The 16813-nt window shown below is 64.3% G+C and carries 16 protein-coding genes and 1 pseudogene; 7 read left to right on the forward strand and 10 right to left on the reverse strand.

Features of this window, described 5'->3' with window-relative positions:
* Positions 1-24 precede the first annotated feature (24 nt).
* Both IVA75_RS39925 and IVA75_RS39930 read right to left on the reverse strand, forming a co-directional pair.
* Positions 25-1650, reverse strand: a complete 1626-nt coding sequence (locus IVA75_RS39925) for a choline dehydrogenase (protein ID WP_027568502.1) — start codon at positions 1648-1650, stop codon at positions 25-27.
* 53 nt (positions 1651-1703) lie between these two features.
* Entirely contained in the window at positions 1704-2294 is a 591-nt protein-coding gene (locus IVA75_RS39930) for a TetR/AcrR family transcriptional regulator (protein ID WP_247291392.1), read from the reverse strand.
* A gap of 100 nt (positions 2295-2394) precedes the next feature.
* Between IVA75_RS39930 and IVA75_RS39935 the strand changes: the two genes are divergently transcribed.
* The 4 genes and pseudogenes from IVA75_RS39935 (at position 2395) to IVA75_RS39950 (ending at position 6127) form a co-directional block, all read left to right on the forward strand.
* Complete coding sequence (locus IVA75_RS39935; protein WP_247291395.1) at positions 2395-2760, forward strand: nuclear transport factor 2 family protein; 366 nt, start codon at positions 2395-2397, stop codon at positions 2758-2760.
* Between the two features lie 347 nt (positions 2761-3107).
* Positions 3108-5070: pseudogene (locus IVA75_RS39940) on the forward strand (EAL domain-containing protein).
* A 231-nt stretch (positions 5071-5301) separates the two neighbouring features.
* Entirely contained in the window at positions 5302-5751 is a 450-nt protein-coding gene (locus IVA75_RS39945; protein ID WP_247291397.1) for a response regulator, read from the forward strand.
* The gene (locus IVA75_RS39950) at positions 5702-6127 is read left to right on the forward strand and encodes a response regulator (protein ID WP_247291400.1); all 426 of its coding nucleotides are present in this window, start codon (positions 5702-5704) and stop codon (positions 6125-6127) included. Before IVA75_RS39945 ends, IVA75_RS39950 begins: the two co-directional genes overlap by 50 nt.
* A 17-nt stretch (positions 6128-6144) precedes the next feature.
* On the opposite strand, the gene IVA75_RS39955 is transcribed toward IVA75_RS39950, so the two are convergent.
* From IVA75_RS39955 to pgm, 5 genes are all read right to left on the reverse strand, one after another.
* Positions 6145-6537, reverse strand: coding sequence for a response regulator (locus IVA75_RS39955; RefSeq protein ID WP_247291402.1), 393 nt, complete (start codon positions 6535-6537; stop codon positions 6145-6147).
* Positions 6538-6623: 86 nt separating this feature from the next.
* Positions 6624-7604: a PDR/VanB family oxidoreductase gene (locus IVA75_RS39960; protein WP_247291404.1), complete on the reverse strand. Its 981-nt coding sequence runs from the start codon at positions 7602-7604 to the stop codon at positions 6624-6626.
* A gap of 12 nt (positions 7605-7616) precedes the next feature.
* Entirely contained in the window at positions 7617-8369 is a 753-nt protein-coding gene (locus IVA75_RS39965; RefSeq protein WP_027568497.1) for a GntR family transcriptional regulator, read from the reverse strand.
* A gap of 6 nt (positions 8370-8375) precedes the next feature.
* Positions 8376-9425, reverse strand: a complete 1050-nt coding sequence (locus tag IVA75_RS39970; protein ID WP_247291406.1) for an aromatic ring-hydroxylating dioxygenase subunit alpha — start codon at positions 9423-9425, stop codon at positions 8376-8378.
* Between the two features lie 292 nt (positions 9426-9717).
* Positions 9718-11364 (reverse strand): phosphoglucomutase (alpha-D-glucose-1,6-bisphosphate-dependent), encoded by a 1647-nt coding sequence (gene pgm, locus IVA75_RS39975; RefSeq protein ID WP_247291408.1) that lies wholly within the window; start codon positions 11362-11364, stop codon positions 9718-9720.
* Positions 11365-11505: 141 nt separating this feature from the next.
* On the opposite strand from pgm, the gene IVA75_RS39980 reads away from it, so the two are divergent.
* Both IVA75_RS39980 and IVA75_RS39985 read left to right on the forward strand, forming a co-directional pair.
* Entirely contained in the window at positions 11506-12648 is a 1143-nt protein-coding gene (locus IVA75_RS39980; protein WP_247291410.1) for an alpha/beta hydrolase, read from the forward strand.
* A 99-nt stretch (positions 12649-12747) separates the two neighbouring features.
* Positions 12748-13566 (forward strand): transglycosylase SLT domain-containing protein, encoded by an 819-nt coding sequence (locus tag IVA75_RS39985; protein WP_247291413.1) that lies wholly within the window; start codon positions 12748-12750, stop codon positions 13564-13566.
* A 231-nt stretch (positions 13567-13797) separates the two neighbouring features.
* Here the strand turns inward: IVA75_RS39985 and IVA75_RS39990 are convergent, their stop codons facing one another.
* Positions 13798-14610, reverse strand: coding sequence for a response regulator transcription factor (locus tag IVA75_RS39990; protein ID WP_247291416.1), 813 nt, complete (start codon positions 14608-14610; stop codon positions 13798-13800).
* Positions 14611-14857: 247 nt separating this feature from the next.
* On the opposite strand from IVA75_RS39990, the gene IVA75_RS39995 reads away from it, so the two are divergent.
* Complete coding sequence (locus IVA75_RS39995) at positions 14858-15706, forward strand: MBL fold metallo-hydrolase (protein WP_247291418.1); 849 nt, start codon at positions 14858-14860, stop codon at positions 15704-15706.
* Between the two features lie 30 nt (positions 15707-15736).
* Here the strand turns inward: IVA75_RS39995 and IVA75_RS40000 are convergent, their stop codons facing one another.
* Positions 15737-16627, reverse strand: a complete 891-nt coding sequence (locus tag IVA75_RS40000; RefSeq protein ID WP_247291420.1) for an aldose 1-epimerase family protein — start codon at positions 16625-16627, stop codon at positions 15737-15739.
* Positions 16628-16701: 74 nt separating this feature from the next.
* Positions 16702-16813: hypothetical protein (locus IVA75_RS40245; protein ID WP_247358623.1), on the reverse strand; the 112-nt coding region annotated here is incomplete at its 5' end.

Here is a 16813-nt window from a genome sequence, read left to right on the forward strand (position 1 = left end):
CCCAAATCCTCTCAAGACGCGAGTTTACCGCGCATCCTCCAATATCATGTCGGAGGCCTTTTCGGCGATCATGATGATCGGCGCGTTGGTGTTCCCCGACACGAGATCGGGCATGATCGAGCCGTCGACGATTCGGAGGCCTTCGAGGCCCCTCACCTTCAGCCGCTGATCGACCACCGCGAGCGCATCATTGCCCATACGACAGGTCGAGGTCGGATGGTAGATGGTGCTGCCCCGCTCACGGCAATAATCCAGCAGCTCGGCATCCGTGGACACCTTCGCTCCGGGATCGTATTCGTCAACCACGAACGGCTTCAGCGCCGGTGCATGCAATATGTTGCGCAGGATCTTCAGGCCTTCCACGTTAGTCGTGCGGTCGGTCTCGGTCGACATGTAGTTGATGCGGATCTCCGGCGGCACTGTCGGGTCAGCGCTCTTGATGCGCAAGGACCCGCGGCTTTCGGGACGGAGCTGGCACACCGACGCCGTGAAGCCGGAGAAACCATGAAGCTTCTCGCCCATCTTGTCGGTCGAGAACGGCAGGAAATGGACCTGGATGTCCGGCGAGGCCAGCCGCGGACTGGTCTTGAAGAACGCGCCCGCCGTGCCGGCCGCGATCGTCAGCCAACCTTTGCGGAACAGCGCATAGCGCGCGCCGGCCATCGTGCGGCGGAGCGGGTGATTGACGGTGTCGTTGAGCGTGATCTTCTGCGAGCAGCGCATCACAATGCGGACCTGCATGTGGTCCTGGAGATCGTGCCCGACGCCCGGCGCGTCCAGCACGACATCGATGCCGTGCTTGCGCAGGAGGTCGCCGGGTCCGACCCCGGAGAGCTGGAGCAGCTGCGGCGAGTTGTAGGCGCCGCTCGACAGCACGACCTCCTTGCGCGCGCGGGCGCGGCGCAAAGTGGCGCCCTGACGGTATTCAACGCCGGCCGCGCGGCGGCCCTCGAACAGCACGCGCTGGCCGAGCGCGCCAGTTTCGATCTTGAGATTGCCGCGGGCCTTGGCGGGGCCGAGATAGGCCACCGCCGTCGAGGCGCGGCGGCCATTGCGGGTCGTGGTCTGGAACAGGCCGACACCTTCCTGCGTGGCGCCGTTGAAATCAGGATTGTAGGGCAGGCCGGTCTCGACCGCGGCGTCGATGAAGGCCTTCGACAGCGGATCGGTCACGACCATGTTGGACACCGGCAGCGGGCCGCCGCTGCCGTGATATTGATCGGCGCCGCGCGACTGGTTCTCGGCCTTCTTGAAATAGGGCAGCACGTCGTCATAGCCCCAGCCGGCGTTGCCGCGCTGACGCCATCTGTCGTAATCCTCGTGCTGACCGCGGACATAGAGCAGACCGTTGATCGAGCTCGATCCGCCCAGCGTCTTGCCGCGCGGCTGGAACACCTGGCGGCCCTTCAACTCGGGCTCCGGCTCGGTCTGGTACATCCAGTTCACGGTCTTTTCCTTGAACAGCTTGCCGTAGCCGAGCGGCACGTGGATCCAGATGTTGGAATCCTTCGGGCCTGCCTCGAGCAGCAGCACGCTGTGCTTGCCGTTCGCCGACAGCCGGTTGGCGAGCACGCAGCCCGCAGAGCCGGCACCGACGATGATGTAGTCGAATTCCGGATCGGAGGGCGTCAGGGAGGAAGTTGCGATCATGCGCTACTGTTCTTTTTGTTGGTGTGGGCGTTTCCAATCATCACTTAGCACGATCATGCAGCGATGCGCAGCGCCTCGACCAGCGACCTGAACGCACGGGCATATTCCGCACCCGCCCTTGCGATATCGGCGCGTCCGGCGCAGGCGACGGCGGCCTCCGTCACCGCGCCGAGCAGCAGCCGGGCCAGCGGCTCGACCGGCTGCCGCGCGATCAGGCCGGCCTCCATCGCCGCCGCGATCGCGCGCGGCAGCTTGCCCCCGAAATGTTTGGCGTCGATCTCGCGCCAGCGCTCCCAGCCGAGCACGGCCGGGCCATCGCGCAGGATGATCTGACCGGTCGGGCCTTTGGCGGTCGCGGCGAAATAATGCTGGGTGCCTGCGACCATCGCGGCGAGCACGTCCTTCTCGGCACGGGCCGTGCTGTCGATCTCGGCGACGAGGTCGCGCGAGACCTGGTCGAACACCGCTTCGAACACCGCCTCCTTGGTCTTGAAGTGATGATAGACCGCGCCCTTGGCGACGTGGGCGGCTTCGGCGATCTCGTCCATCGTCGTCGCGGCAAAGCCTTGCGTCCCGAACAGGCGGCGCGCCGCCGTCAGGATTGCCTCCGATGTCGCAGCCCGCCGCTCCGCCTGTTTTGCCATGGGTGTGCTGTAGTCGAAATGGACCAGGACAGCCAGTTGACTTTTCGACCGTCGGTCGGTATTTACCGACTAATAGTCGGTTTTACTCGTGAGGTGTGCCATGCCGAGCCGTGATGTCGTCGAAGCTTTCGCCAAACGATTGGTGGACGGGGATTTCGTCGGCGCGATCCTCGACTATTACACGCCGGACGGCGCCACCTATGAAAACCAGGCCGAACCCCTGGTCGGACGCGACAAGCTCGCGGCCAAGGAGCGCGGCGTGCTGGCAGCCTTCAAGGAGGTCAGGGCCGTGCGCATCGGGCCAAGCCTGATCGAAGGCGACCATGTCGCTACGCGCTGGAGATTCAGCTTCACCAATGCCGAAGGCATCATCCGAACGTTGGATGAGATCGCATGGCAGACGTGGCGGGGCGATCAGTTGATCGAAGAACGGTTCTATTACGATCCGAAGCAGATGGGGCGGTGATCTGGAAGCCATCGCTGCTGCAGCCTTCCTTGCAGCCATCCTTCGAGACGCCCGCCTTTGGCGGGCTCCTCAGGATGAGGTCTCGTTGCGAGGCGACCTCCTAGACCCTCATGGTGAGGAGCGCCGCTGGCGGCGCGTCTCGAACCATGCAGGCCGAGCGCGCCCTCCGTTACAGCCGTAACGCGGGGTGCCGCATTTGTATCGATTTGTTATCGATACAATATCGCGAACACGCAGAAGTGGTCAGAGCAATCATCGCAAGCTCGGATAATTCATAGTTCGTCAAAGGTTTGCAGCGAAGTCTCCGGACCGGGCCGGACAAGCGGCCCATGCTGCTAGGCTCTGGAATGCGGACTCAAACGACCAGCTATTTCGCGCGGCTGTTCGCCGGCGATCTGTCGGCCTTTGGCGGTCCCGTAACCGACGAAGCCGTCGCCGGCCATATCCGCGCCGAACAGATGTCGCTGGTGCTCGGCTATTCGGTCGGCATCATGCTGGCCAATGCCTGCAACGCCGGGGTGCTCGTCGTCGCGCTGTGGCATTCGCCGGACTTGAAGCTGGCCTTGATCTGGGCCGCCATCGTGGCGGGCGCCGCGATCGCGTTCGGCCTGCAATCCCATGCCGCGCGCCGCATCACCAAACCGCAATTCGTCTCGCGCCGGGCCATGCATCGGCTGGTGCGCAACGCTTTCATCCTCGGCGCCGCCTGGGGCACCGTTCCGGTCGCATTCTTCGCCAATGCCTCAACCGGCGGGCAGCTCGTCATCACCTGCCTTTGTTCGGGGATGCTGGCGGGGGGCGCGCTGGCCTTCGCCACGATCCCCGATCGCCGCGATCGCATTCACGGCCCCGATCTTCGCTGGCATCGCGATCTGCCTCGGCAGGAATGGCGATCCGGCGTTTCTGCTGATCGCCTTCCTGGTGGTGGTCTACGGATCGGTGCTGCTGCGCAGCGTGTTCGTCAATTCGATCTCGTTCGCACGGCGCGTGATGCGGCAGATCGAGGCTGAGCGTACGGTGCGGCAGGACCCGCTGACCCATCTGCCCAATCGCGTCGCCTTCAACGAAACGCTGGATGCAGCCTTGAAGCGGCTCGCTCTGTCCGGCGAGGAATTCGCGGTCCTTTTGCTCGATCTCGATCGTTTCAAGGAGGTCAACGACAAGTTCGGCCATCCCGCCGGTGACGAGTTTCTGGTCCAGATCGCGAGCCGCCTGCAACGCTGCACCCGCGCGGCAGAGCATGTCGCACGCATCGGCGGAGACGAGTTCGCGCTGGTGATGGCCAATCTGGCGCGGCCGGAGGATGCGCTCGAGATCGCCGACCGCTTCGTCGCGGCCTTCAACGAACCGTTCCAGATCGAGGGCCGCCAGATCGTCGGCGCGACCAGCGTCGGCATCGTGCTGGCGCCGCGTGACGGTAGCACGCAACTCGACATCATGAAGAACGCCGACACCGCACTCTACCGCGCCAAGAACGCCGGACCCGGCACGGTGTGTTTCTTCGAGGAAGCCGACGACCGCTCGTCACGCGACCGCAAGGCGCTGCAATCGGATCTGGAAGGCGCCATCGCCAGGGACGAGCTGTTCCTGGTGTTCCAGCCCTTTCTCGACCTCAACGGCAACCGCATCACCGGGTTCGAGGCGCTGCTGCGTTGGCAGCATCCCCAGCGCGGACTGGTGCCGCCGAGCGAGTTCATTCCGATCGCCGAGGAAACCGGGCTGATCCACGAGATCGGCGAATGGGTCGTCCGCCGCGCCTGCGCGACGGTTGCCGAGTGGCCCGAAGAGATCAGGGTCGCCGTGAATTTCTCGGCCGCGCAGTTTCACAACAACGGCCTCCTCCAGATCATCGTGCAGGCACTTGCGGACGCGAAGATCGCCCCGCACCGGCTCGAGATCGAGATCACGGAATCGATGCTGCTGTCGAAATACGCCTCCGCCGCGTCGGTCCTCAACGCGCTGCTGGAGCTCGGCGTCACCGTGGCGCTCGACGATTTCGGCACCGGCTTCTCCTCGCTGACCTATCTGCGCAAGCTCCCGTTCAGCCGCATCAAGATCGACCAGTCCTTCATCCGCGACATGCTGGTGCAGCCGGACTGCGCCGCGATCGTGAAATCGGTGATCGGGCTCGCGCGCGACCTGCGCATCGGCGTGGTCGCGGAAGGCGTCGAGACCGCCGACCAGCTCGAATATCTGCGCCAGATCGGTTGCGACGAGGTGCAGGGTTATCTCATCAGCCGGCCGGTGTCGGCGGATCAGGTTCTGCCGCTGCTGGATCCGAAGAAGCTTCGGGCGACTTACGCGGCGTAGCCTAGACCATCATGTGTGCTTGATACCTCAGGTGCTCTCGCAGCGCGTGAGCTGCACCGTGCGGCACACCGAATGCGCGCGATCTGCCCTTAACCTATGTGAAAGAGCGCCGCACGAAGCACTCGACATAATCCGCGCAATGCGGAATCAGGAACGATGCGGCATCCTTGAAGTTGATGGGACACCCCTAACCCATTGAGTTCCAAAGTGAACAGAGCGCCGGACGGGAGAGTGGCCCCGAACGACACCCCCCGTCACGTCGTGATGGTTGTCGAAGACGACATCTGGATACGCCTGATGATCTCCGACGAGCTGCGCGGTGCAGGTTTCGAGGTGATCGAATGCGGCAGTGCCGACGAAGCCATTGACCTGTTGCGCGGTGGAACACGGGTTTCGACTGTTTTCAGCGATATCAGGCTTCCCGGCTCAATCAACGGCCTTGGTTTGGCAAAAACGGTGAGGCAAGAATTTCCCGACCTGCCGATCCTGTTGGCATCCAGCGATCTGCCGCGGGACGACAGCACGCTGCATGATGGCTTCTTTGCGAAGCCCTACGATCCTCGCACCATAGTCGAGGCGATCCGATCTGTCGTCGCCAGGAACGGGTCGGGTGCCGGCCCGTTACCGCTCCATGACCGATTTAAGCAGCGCTCCGGCGACCCGTACGATCCTGCTGGCTGAGGATGAAGTTTTCATCCGAATGCCGATCGCGAAGCATTTGCGCGAATGTGGGTATCGGGTGATTGAAGCCGTGACGGCCCATGAGGCGATCGACGTTCTCGATCACGCGGATTTCACGATCAATGCCGTGATCACCAATTTAGCATTGGCGGGCGACGGCTTCGGTATCGCGAAGTGGGTCCGAGAGCACAGGCCGGAGCTGACGGTGTTACTTACTGGTACACCCGAGCGATCCGTCGATGTAGCCGCCGGACTTTGCAGAGAGAGCTCAGGACGTGGAGCCGTTGACCCGCAGCTGCTGCTGAGAAGAATTCGCTGGCTGCTCGCCAACCGAAATCGACCCGTGCCGGGCCGAGGCGCACAGCGAGCGGTGTGAATGAGCGCGCATCGACTCTATTCGGCAGCAGCGTTTGGCGATTGTTCGGCGCAGAGCTCGCGGACGTGATCCGAAAGTTTTGCGACGTCGTAGGGTTTCTCCCATCGGGGCACGTGCTCGAAGCGGTGCGGAATGGCGGCGGCCCCATAGCCCGTCGCGAAGACAAAAGGCTTGCCGGCGCGCGTGAGCTTGTCAGCCATCGGATAAGCCGAATCTGCTCGCAGATTGATGTCAATCACCGCGACGTCGAAAGCAGGATGCTGAATAGCCATCGCGTCCGGCAGCTCGGAAACGGGACCGATTACCTGGAACCCGAGCGACCGTAGCGACCGCGCCAGATCATCCCCGAGGAAGTACTCATCCTCGACGATGAGAACGCGGCAAACAGTTGGCTGCCCGTGGCTGGTCATTGGCTTCACTCGCGGCACAGAGCCGCGGCGGATCAACACTCATGAGGCAGACGGGTTCCTGCAGTCCCTGTCGGATCGTGAACTGGTCAGATCGCATCCGCCCGGAGCAGCGTGTCTACGGTGATGGTGCCGCGGGCGCGCGAAACGCAGGCGCAGATCTTCTGGTTGCTTTGCTTCTGATGGTCGCTGAAGAAGACATCGCGATGGTCGATCTCGCCGTCGACGGCGACCACGTCGATGGCGCACAGGCCGCATTCGCCGCGTTTGCAATCGTACATGACGTCGTGGCCGCTGGCGTTGAGCACATCCAGCATCGAGCGCTCGCGCGGGATCTCCAGCTCGACATCTGAGCCTTTCAGGCGCACGCGAAAAGTCTCGGTCGGCAACGTGCCGCTGGAGCCGAACGTCTCGTAGCGGAGATCGGAGAGCGGATGGCCGGCGCCGATCCAGGCGTGGCGCGCAGCATCCAGCATCCGCATCGGGCCGCAGAACAGCGCCAGCGCATCCTTGGGCACCGAGGCGAACAGGGCGTCGAGATCGAGCCGCTTGCCCTCATCGCTGGCGTGAACGACCAGGCGATCACCGAGCGTTGCGGCGAGATCGTCGAGATAGGCGGCCTCGGTGCGCGAGCGCACCGCGTAATGCAGCGTGACATCGGCGCCGCGCCGCGACAGCGCCTGTGCGGCACCGAGGATCGGGGTGATGCCGATGCCGCCGGCGATCAGGCAGTAGTTCTGGCGTGCCCAGTCAACGGCGAGCAGCGACGCCGGCGTCGTGATGTCGAGCCGCGCGCCCGGCTGCAACGACCACATATAACGTGAGCCGCCACGCGAATCCTCGGCACGGCGCACCGCGATCCTTAAACCCCGCGACGAAGCTTCCCCGACCAGCGAATAGGACCGCGTCTCCGGCTGCCCGTCGATGGTGACGCTGATATTGATGTGGCTGCCGACCGGATAGGCGGCGCCATCGAACTGGTCCGGCCGGATCAGGAATTCGCGGATGCCCGACGCGAGATCGCGCGTCGACACAAGCGTCGCCGGACTCCAGGTTTCGATGAAGCGCATGGCACTCCCCTCTCAATCGGTTGCGGACTTGATCAGCGCGAGCGCCGGCAGCAGGTCGAGATGGGTCCGGTTGCGCAGTGCAAGCCGCAGATTGCGCACCGCGAGCCGCGCATGCTCGCGCATGACCGCTTCGGCGCGAGCGCCTTCGCGGTTCTCGATCGCGTCGATCACAACGCGGTGGTGCTCCTGCCCGATGATCAGGATCTGCTGCGCCTCGGGCAGCGCCGATTGGGCCATCACGAAACCGCTCGGGGATGCAAACGGCAGCGACGAGGCGCGGTCGATCTGCCGGATGAGCGGCGGGCTGCGCGACAATTCCGTGAGCAGGGCGTGGAAGCGCGCGTTCAGCGTGACATAGGATGAGAACGCGTCGACCGAGATCGGGACCTGGCGCAACAAGTCGTCGATCGCGGCGAGGCACTCCTTCAGCGGCTCGAGCTCGCGCGCGGAGACGCCGCGCTCGGCGGCAAAGCGCGCGGCGAGCCCTTCCAGCGTGCCGCGCAGCTCGATGGAATCGGAGATGTCGCGCTCGGAGAACGCCTTCACCATGAAGCCGCCGGACGGGATGGCCTCCAAGAGGCCCTCCTCCTCCAGCCGCACCAGCGCCATGCGCACCGGGGTGCGCGAGGCGCCGGTGGTCTCGACCGCCTGGAGCTCGGAGATGCGCTCGCCGGGGCGCAACGAGCCCGAGAGGAGCTGGTCGCGTAGCGCGAGCTGCGCCTTCACGGTCTGCGAGACGGAGCGGTCGACCTCACGCTCGGCCATGTCGGCTTACTCCGCGGCCTGAAGATGCTGCGGCGGGTTTTCCTTCGCCATCATCTTGTCGATCAGCTTGCGCGTCCACATCGCGCCGGCGTCGATGTTGAGATTGTAGAAGATGCGATCGGGGTTCTCGTCCATCGCGCGCTGCTGCGCCTCAAGGATCAGCTCGTCCTCGTGGAAGATGCCGGAGACGCCCTCGCGGATCTCGGAGGTGATGCGCTGCTCGCCGAGCTGATAATTGCGCACGAAGGCCCAGAAATAGTGGCAGGTCTTCTCGGTCTCCGGCGTGATGGTGTTGAGCACGAAGCCGTTGACGCCTTGCGAGCGGTCGCCTTCGGGCGCGCCGGTGCCGGTCGGCGCCACGCCGACGTCGATGGCAATGGTGCACGGCGCTTCGAAACGGATGATCTGCCAGCGGTCGATGAGGCCGGATTTGCCGAGCTGCTTGGCCCAGAACGGCGGCGCCTCGATGCCGCGCATCCAGCGCGTCACCGTGACAGTCTTCTCGCCATGGGTGACGTCGAACGGCGCCTCTGCGACCGCCTCGTTGCCGATGGACGAGCCGTGCACGAACGTCTCGTGTGTGAGGTCCATGAGATTGTCGAGCACGAGGCGATAGTCGCAATTGACGTGGATGGTCTTGCCGTCGCCGGCCCAGGCCGGGTCGTGATTCCAGTGCAGGTCGGGCACCAGCGCGGGATCGGCCAGCGCGGGATCGCCCATCCAGAGCCAGATGTAGCGGTGACGCTCGACCACGGGATAGGCGCGCACGCAGGCCGACGGGTTGATGGTCTCCTGCGACGGCATGAAGGTGCAGCGCCCCTGCGCGTTGTATTTCAAGCCGTGATAGCCGCAGACGACGGTGTCGCCCTCGAGCCGGCCCTTGGACAGCGGCACCAGGCGGTGCCAGCAGGCATCCTCGAGCGCGGCCACCGAGCCATCGGCCTTGCGGTACATCACCACGTGCTTGCCGCAGATCGTCCGCGGCAGCAGTGCCGGCTTCACATCGGCGTCCCAGGCGGCGGCATACCAGGCGTTCATCGGGAAGGGTTTTGTCACCGGTCTCACTCCCAAGGCTTGTGGATACGTTATGTATACAATAGCGGAGAGGCAGAATCGTTCAAGGACAGATTTGGCGTATTATAATACCTTTATCTTGAATCTTGTATACAAACCCGTCCCGCTGTCATTCCCCGCGAAAAGTGGGGAATCCAGTACTCCGCGGCAGTCGTTGGTTCACTCAACCGGCGCCACGGCGTACGGGATCACCCGCTTTCGCGGGTAATGACACCTGTTGATGCGGCGAGTCTCCCCCTGGAGGAGCAGTGGCAGCGGCGCTTTGGCTCGACGACTACGCCCCGAACACCTTCGCCAACCCTGCCTGAGCCTCCTGCTGAATCGCCTTCAGGTGCTCGGGGCTGCGGAAGCTTTCCGCATAGATCTTGTAGACGTCCTCGGTGCCCGACGGCCTGGCGGCGAACCAGCCGAAATCGGTTTCGACCTTGATGCCGCCGAACGGCTGGCCGTTGCCGGGCGCCTTGCTCAGCGTGGCGCGGACGGGATCGCCGGCGAGATCCTTCAGGCCGAGCTGCTCCGGCGTGACGGACTTCAGGATGTTCTTCTGCGGCGTGGTGGCGGCGACGTCGATGCGCGCGTAATGGGGCACGCCGAACTCGGCAGTGAGGTCGTTGAAGAGCTGGCTCGGATCGCGGCCGGTCTTCGCCATGATCTCGGCCGCGAGCAGGCCGAGGATGATGCCGTCCTTGTCGGTCGTCCACACCGTGCCGTCGCGGCGCAGGAACGAGGCGCCTGCACTCTCCTCGCCGCCGAAGCCGAAGCCGCCCGTGAGGAGACCGTCGACAAACCATTTGAAGCCGACCGGGGTCTCGACCAGCTTGCGGCCGAGTTTTTTCGCGACGCGGTCGATGATCGAGCTCGACACCACGGTCTTGCCGATCGCGGCGTCCTTGCCCCAGTTCGGGCGGTGCGCGAACAGATAGAAGATCGCGGTCGCGAGATAATGGTTCGGATTCATGAGGCCGCCGGTGCGCGTCACGATGCCGTGGCGGTCCGCGTCGGTGTCGTTGGCAAAAGCGACGTCGAAGCGGTCGCGCATCGCGATCAGGCTCGCCATCGCATAAGGCGAGGAACAGTCCATGCGGATCTTGCCGTCCCAGTCCACCGTCATGAAGCGGAACGTCGGGTCGATCGCCTCGTTCACGACCGTGGCCTTCAGGCCGTAGCGCTCGATGATCGGATGCCAGTAATGCACGGCGGCGCCGCCGAGCGGATCGATGCCGATATTGACGCCGACGGATTTGACCAGGTCGAGATCGACCACGTTGCCGAGATCGGCGACATAGGGTGTGACGTAGTCATAGGCGTGGACGTTCGCGGCTTTGCGTGCCCTGGCGTAGTCGATGCGCTTCACGCCCTTGAGGCCGTCGGCGAGATAGGCGTTGGCGCGCCTCTCGATCACGGAGGTCGCATCAGTGTCGGCCGGTCCGCCATGCGGCGGATTGTATTTGTAGCCGCCGTCCTCGGGCGGATTGTGCGAGGGCGTGACGACGACGCCGTCGGCAAGGCCCGAGGTGCGGCCCTTGTTGTAGGTCAGGATCGCGTGCGAGATCACCGGCGTCGGCGTGTAGCCGCCGTCCTTGTCGATCATGATGTCGACGCCGTTGGCCGCGAACACCTCGACGGCGCTGACCAGCGCGGGCTCGGCCAGCGCATGGGTGTCGATGCCGATAAAGAGCGGACCGGTCAGCCCCTTTTCACGTCGGTAATCACAGATTGCCTGCGTCGTCGCGAGGATGTGGCCCTCGTTGAAGCTGGTCTTGAACGAGGTGCCGCGATGGCCGGAGGTGCCGAACGCCACCCGCTGCGCGGGATCGGCGACATCGGGCTTGCCGGCGAAATAGGCCGTCACCAGCCGCGGAACGTTGGTGAGCGCGTCCGGCGAGGCCTGCTTGCCCGCCGCGGGATGAACATCAGCCACTGAATATACCTCGTCCTGTCGTAGAATTGCGCGATACCATAGCATCGGCCAAGCCCCCGCCAAGAGCACAACACCCGCAATGGGGCGGCCGTTCCTGAGATCATGCTATGGTCTTTCGATCGGGGCTTTTCGAGTCGGGGCATGACGCTGTTTCAGAGGCTTCTGGTTGTTCTGATGGCCTGGCTTGCGATGGCCGGCATCGTGCCCGATGCGACGGCCGCGGAGTTCTACACCGAGGATTTGCGTATCCCGATGGCCGAGGCCGGACCGCAGGGGCTGGAGGCGTTCCTGGTCCGGCCGGCCGGGACCAGGCGCTATCCGCTGGCGCTGCTCAGCCACGGCTCACCGCGCAGTTTCGACGATCGCGCGACGATGTCCGCGCACAAATATTACGGCATCGCTCTCGAATATGCCCGGCGCGGCTTCGCCGCGCTGATCGTAATGCGGCGCGGCTACGGCACCTCCCCCGGCGGGCGCGTCGACAGCGTCGGCGGCTGCGCGACTGCCGCTTATCTGCCGGCCGCGGCGGTCGCGGTGGCGGATTTGCGCGCGGCGATCGAGGCGATGGTGCGCAGGGCCGACGTCACCACCTCGGGCATGATCGCGGCCGGCCATTCCGCCGGCGGGTTCGCCACTGTCGCGTTGACCGCGCAGGCGCCAGCGGGTCTCGTCGCCGCGATCAGCTTTGCCGGTGGGCGCGGCTCGCGCGACGATGACGACGTCTGCAATCCCAACGGGCTGGTGCAGGCCTTCGCGACGTTCGGCAAAACCTCGCGCGCGCCGATGCTGTGGGTCTATGCCAGCAACGATTCCTACTTCGGTCCCGAGCTCGCGCGCCGCCTCCACGACGGATTTCGCGCCAGCGGCGGCAACGCGAAATTCGTCGCAGCGCCGCCTTACGGCGACGATGGCCACTATCTCTATTCGGTGGTGAGCCGTCCGCAATGGACGCCATATCTCGACGCCTTCCTGCGCGAGCGAGGTCTCGGCCACGACGTCCTGAGTCTGCCCGATCCGCTCCCGCCACCGGGCCAGCTCAGCGAGGCCGCGCAGGCCGAGTTCGCGCGCTATCTCGCCAGCACGATGCCGCACAAGGCTTTTGCGGTGTCGCCGAACGGCGGTTACGGCTGGCGTTCGGGGCGCGCGACCGCCGACGACGCCCAGCGCGATTCACTTGGCGCCTGCACAAAATGGTCACCCACCTGCACGCTCTATGCGGTCGACGACAAATTGGCCGGGGCTGCGCCAAGCGCATCAACGGACCAGAGCTCGCGGTCGCGATAGCCTCGATGCGCCGCTGGCCGCTCGCGCCGTCCGAGCCGGACAGCGCCCCGGGGCCGCCAGAAAATCGGTTGTTAACTCGAAAGATATAATACGTGGTCGATGCTGCGGGATCGAACACACATCAATGCCCGCGCGACGTGGACACACGTTGCGATAGCCGTGCTTTGGTTGGCATCCACCTCCGTGCGCGCTCAGGACGGCGCTCTAAACGACGTGGGACCGGCGTTGGCGGCCGGCGGTCACAATGCAGATCTCGGCGCCGGAGAGACGCCGGCATCGCGGGCAGCGATTCGAAAAATTATCGAAAGAGAAACGGCCAAGACCAATCTGCCCGCGGACATTGCGGAGGCCGTCGTCTTCGTTGAAAGCGGTTACAATCCGGGCACCATTGGCACCGTCGGCGAGATCGGCCTCATGCAGGTTCGGCCCGAAACGGCAGCGATGCTCGGATTTCGGGGAAATAACGCAGAGCTCGCAGAGCCTGATATCAACATCCACTACGGCGTTCTCTACCTCAGTCGCGCATGGCGCCTGGCAGGCGGGGACCTTTGCCGCGCCCTGATGAAATATCGAGCAGGTCATGACGAGGAGTCCATGACTCCGCGCTCCCAGGTCTATTGTCATCGCGCCCGCAATCGTCTTGTCTCCATGAACTCGACGAATGTGGGAAGCCAAGCCGCGGCCGTCCCAGATGTAGCACCGGCGCCAACTCCGGCACCCACCGTCTCGAAGTCAGCGCACAATCAGAAATCGGCACACAGTCAAAAGACACCGGCACAGCCGAAGGACGTTTACGCGCGTTACCGTCAAGGCACGGCGGTCGCGAGCAGGGCATATTGGGCAGCACAGGAAGCCCGGGTCCGCCTCATCAAGGCTCGCGTCGAAGCCAAGTGGAAACGGGTGGCATCACGCCAATAGAATTAGAGTTGCTGCCTTGAGACGAGCAGCGGTTGGACGAACGACATTTTTGAAACCGAACTTTGAAACCGAACCTGAATAGAGATCATGCACAATAGTTTGAGAGTTTTGTTTGCAATCGTCGCGACCGGCGCCGTGGCCTTGTCGGCCTTTCTCGCGATTCGGTTCCTCGTCGGTTTCAGTGGCTGAACCCGATGGCGCCGCCGGCACCATGTCGTGCTGCGCCCGGGTCTAGAGCCGCTCGCTCAACGCGAGCTTGTAGCCGACGCCGGTGACGGTGGTGATGACGGGCGTACCGCTGCCGACCAGCTTGCGCCGCAGCCTCGCCACCAGGGCATCGACAGTGCGGATATCGACCTCGGCCTGGCGGTTGCTGACGACCTCGATCAGATAGTCGCGGCTGAGCGGCCTGCCGTCAGCTCCGACGAGCGCCGCAAGCAGGTCGAATTCGGCGCGCGTCAGCGCCACCGGCTTGCCGTCGCTGCCGAGCAGCTCGCGCCGCGTCAGGTCGATGATCCAGTCGCCAAAAGCGATCGAATTGTGGGTACGCGCCGCCTTGCGGTCGATCGAGCGCCGCCGCAGCACGCTTCGCGCGCGCGCGAGCAGATCGCGCAAATTGATCGGCTTGGTGACGTAGTGGTCGCCCGCGATCTCGAGGCCGAGGATGCGATCGACGTCGGTGTCGCGGCGGGTCACGAAGATGATACCCGCATTGCTGGTCGCCTGGATCTCCTTGGCGAGATCGAAGCCATCGCCGTCGGGCAGCTGCAGGTCGAGGAAAACGAGATCGGTCCGCGTCCGCAGCGCCTGGCGGCATTCGGCGCAGGAGCCGGCACCGACCACGTCGAAATTGTTCTCGCTGAAATAACCGACCAGCATCGTCCGCGTCACCGGATCGTCCTCGACGACGATCAGTCGCTCCCGGCCAGCGACACGCAATTCCTGACCTGAGGAATCAGCCACGATGTTGGATGTCCTGTGTGCTTGTGGGCCGACCTGGAAGCTCAGGTCGCCGAGCGCGCCGCCCTGTGAACGTACATTCACGACTTGTTCGAGCCCCCTCGAATTGCCTGCTGCAATACTAGGCGCGTTAGCGCGCCCAAACAACATTGGTCACGATCGAGCTGGATTAAGTATGAATTGGCCCACACTTCTCATCTCGCGCAGCATGTTCGGGAGGCCTGTACGAGCGGCTGTTGTGCGGGCTGAAGCCCATCCCGCGGCCGCTTGCCACGCCAGGAGCTTCAAATCTACTGTGCGCCCCGAAAAGTCTGCCCCAGGAGGTGGCGCCATGGAAGTCATCCTGCTCGGCACCGGCGGCCCGCGACCGGACCCGCGCCGCATGGCAACGACCACGCTGATCAGGCTCGGCGAGGAAAACATCCTGATCGACGCAGGCCGCGGCGTCATGGTGCAGCTCAGCAAGGCTGGCGTGCCGCTCGGCTCCATCAACACGGTCTTTCTCACCCATCACCATTTCGACCACATCGGCGACCTCTACGACGTGATGCTCAATTCATGGTTGCACGGGCGCAAGGACGATCTGCGCATCTATGGACCGCCGGATACCGAACGGCTCGTCAATACGCTGGTCACGCAGGTCTACGACAAGGACATCGCCTGGCGCGATCAGGGCGAGCCGAGCTTCGGCGGCTGGAAACCAGTCGTCGCGACCGACATTATACCCGGCCCCGTTCTCGACACCGGGCGCTGGAAGATCAGCGCCGAACTCGTCTCGCATGGCGACGGCCTCGACATGTCGCCGGCCTTCCTCGCACGCTGGATGTGTCTCGGCTACCGCTTCGAGGCCGAGGGCAAGGTCATCGCAATCTCCGGCGACACGGTACCCTGCCCCGGTCTCGAGCGACTGGCTGAGGGGGCCGACCTGCTGGTCCAGTGCTGCTTCCTCGCCACTCCGGAGATCGACAACGAGCACCTGCGCCGGCTTGCGAAATTCACGATCGCCTGCGGCGATACAGTCGGCAAGGTCGCGGCCAACGCCGGCGTCAAGAAGCTCGCGCTGACCCATCACCGGCCTCGCACCGACGATTCCATGCTCAATGCGCTGCTTGCGGATGTCAGGCGGGACTATTCGGGTCCTGTCGTGCTCGGCGAGGACCTCACGCGGATCGAGGTCTGAGAACTTCAGATGCGCGCAGACCGCCCCACCTCAGGACGATCCAACCTCAACCCGAAATGACAATTGCTCTTCCGTCCCGGGCGCGATGTGCATCAGGCCCGGCTTGTCGCTGAATTCGCCGTCGAAGCCGGCGGGGCTGGCATAGCCGCGCCAGGGCTCGATGCAGAGGAACGGCGCGCCCGATGGTTTCGACCAGACGCCAAGCTCGCGAAAGCCGCGCCATGACATTTTCAACCACGGCCCGGTGGAGGCGCCCTGCTCCACGGCATAGCGGACCGAATTGCTCGCGATCCGATCGAAGATGATTGCGTCGTCGACGAATAAGGATTCGGACAGAGGCAACACGGAGCCTTTGACCGGGCTCGGCTCCGTTGCCGGGCGCAGCAAGCCGCCATCGAGACGGCGGACCGGAGATGGCTCTGCGTTCGCGAAGCTCAGCGCGTAGCTCTCCTTCGCCAGCCCCGGTTGGAGCGGCCAGTTGAAAGCGGGATGGCCGCCGAGCGAGGCCGGCAATATCTCCTTGCCGGTGTTCGCGATCACGAGTGAAAGATCGAGACCGGATTCGTCGAGCGCATAGGTTGCCGTCAGGCGGAACGCGAAGGGGTAGAGCGCGCGCGTCGCCTCGCTGTCTTCGAGCACCAGGACACAGCGACTTTCGCCTCGTTCCACCCACGCAAAGCGGCTGTCACGCGCGAAGCCGTGCTGGGTCATCCGGTAGGTCCTGCCCCGGTGCCGCAATTCGTCATTGGCGAGGCGCCCGACGATCGGAAACAGCAGCGGCGCATGTCGCGGCCAGGCCGGCTCCGCCTGCCAGACGAACTCGATGCCGGCATCGGTCGCCAGCGAACACATCTCCGCGCCTTGCGCCTTGATGGTCGCGGTGAGTCCGCCGCTGCGGATCGTGTGCGTGGCGTCGGTCATAACAGCCTGTTCCGATCGTCGCAGTTCGCAGGACAACTTCTAAACGTTCGCGGCATGTTGGAGCGACACTCTGCTCAAGACCGCTGGTAGTCGTCTTCAATCCGGATGATGTCGTCTTCCCCGAGATAGCTTCCAGTCTGGACCTCGATCAGCTCCAGCATGATTTTACCGGGGTTCTCCATCCGG

Source organism: Bradyrhizobium sp. 134 (assembly GCF_023074155.1).
GTDB lineage: Bacteria > Pseudomonadota > Alphaproteobacteria > Rhizobiales > Xanthobacteraceae > Bradyrhizobium.

What these genes read in the sequence shown, in the direction of transcription:
- IVA75_RS39925 (WP_027568502.1), bottom strand. Translation starts at nt 1,650, where the DNA reads ATGATCGCAACTTCCTCCCTGACGCCCTCCGATCCGGAATTCGACTAC.
- IVA75_RS39930 (WP_247291392.1), bottom strand. Translation starts at nt 2,294, where the DNA reads ATGGCAAAACAGGCGGAGCGGCGGGCTGCGACATCGGAGGCAATCCTG.
- IVA75_RS39935 (WP_247291395.1), top strand. Translation starts at nt 2,395, where the DNA reads ATGCCGAGCCGTGATGTCGTCGAAGCTTTCGCCAAACGATTGGTGGAC.
- IVA75_RS39950 (WP_247291400.1), top strand. Translation starts at nt 5,702, where the DNA reads ATGACCGATTTAAGCAGCGCTCCGGCGACCCGTACGATCCTGCTGGCT.
- IVA75_RS39955 (WP_247291402.1), bottom strand. Translation starts at nt 6,537, where the DNA reads ATGACCAGCCACGGGCAGCCAACTGTTTGCCGCGTTCTCATCGTCGAG.
- IVA75_RS39960 (WP_247291404.1), bottom strand. Translation starts at nt 7,604, where the DNA reads ATGCGCTTCATCGAAACCTGGAGTCCGGCGACGCTTGTGTCGACGCGC.
- IVA75_RS39965 (WP_027568497.1), bottom strand. Translation starts at nt 8,369, where the DNA reads ATGGCCGAGCGTGAGGTCGACCGCTCCGTCTCGCAGACCGTGAAGGCG.
- IVA75_RS39980 (WP_247291410.1), top strand. Translation starts at nt 11,506, where the DNA reads ATGACGCTGTTTCAGAGGCTTCTGGTTGTTCTGATGGCCTGGCTTGCG.
- IVA75_RS39985 (WP_247291413.1), top strand. Translation starts at nt 12,748, where the DNA reads ATGCTGCGGGATCGAACACACATCAATGCCCGCGCGACGTGGACACAC.
- IVA75_RS39995 (WP_247291418.1), top strand. Translation starts at nt 14,858, where the DNA reads ATGGAAGTCATCCTGCTCGGCACCGGCGGCCCGCGACCGGACCCGCGC.
- IVA75_RS40000 (WP_247291420.1), bottom strand. Translation starts at nt 16,627, where the DNA reads ATGACCGACGCCACGCACACGATCCGCAGCGGCGGACTCACCGCGACC.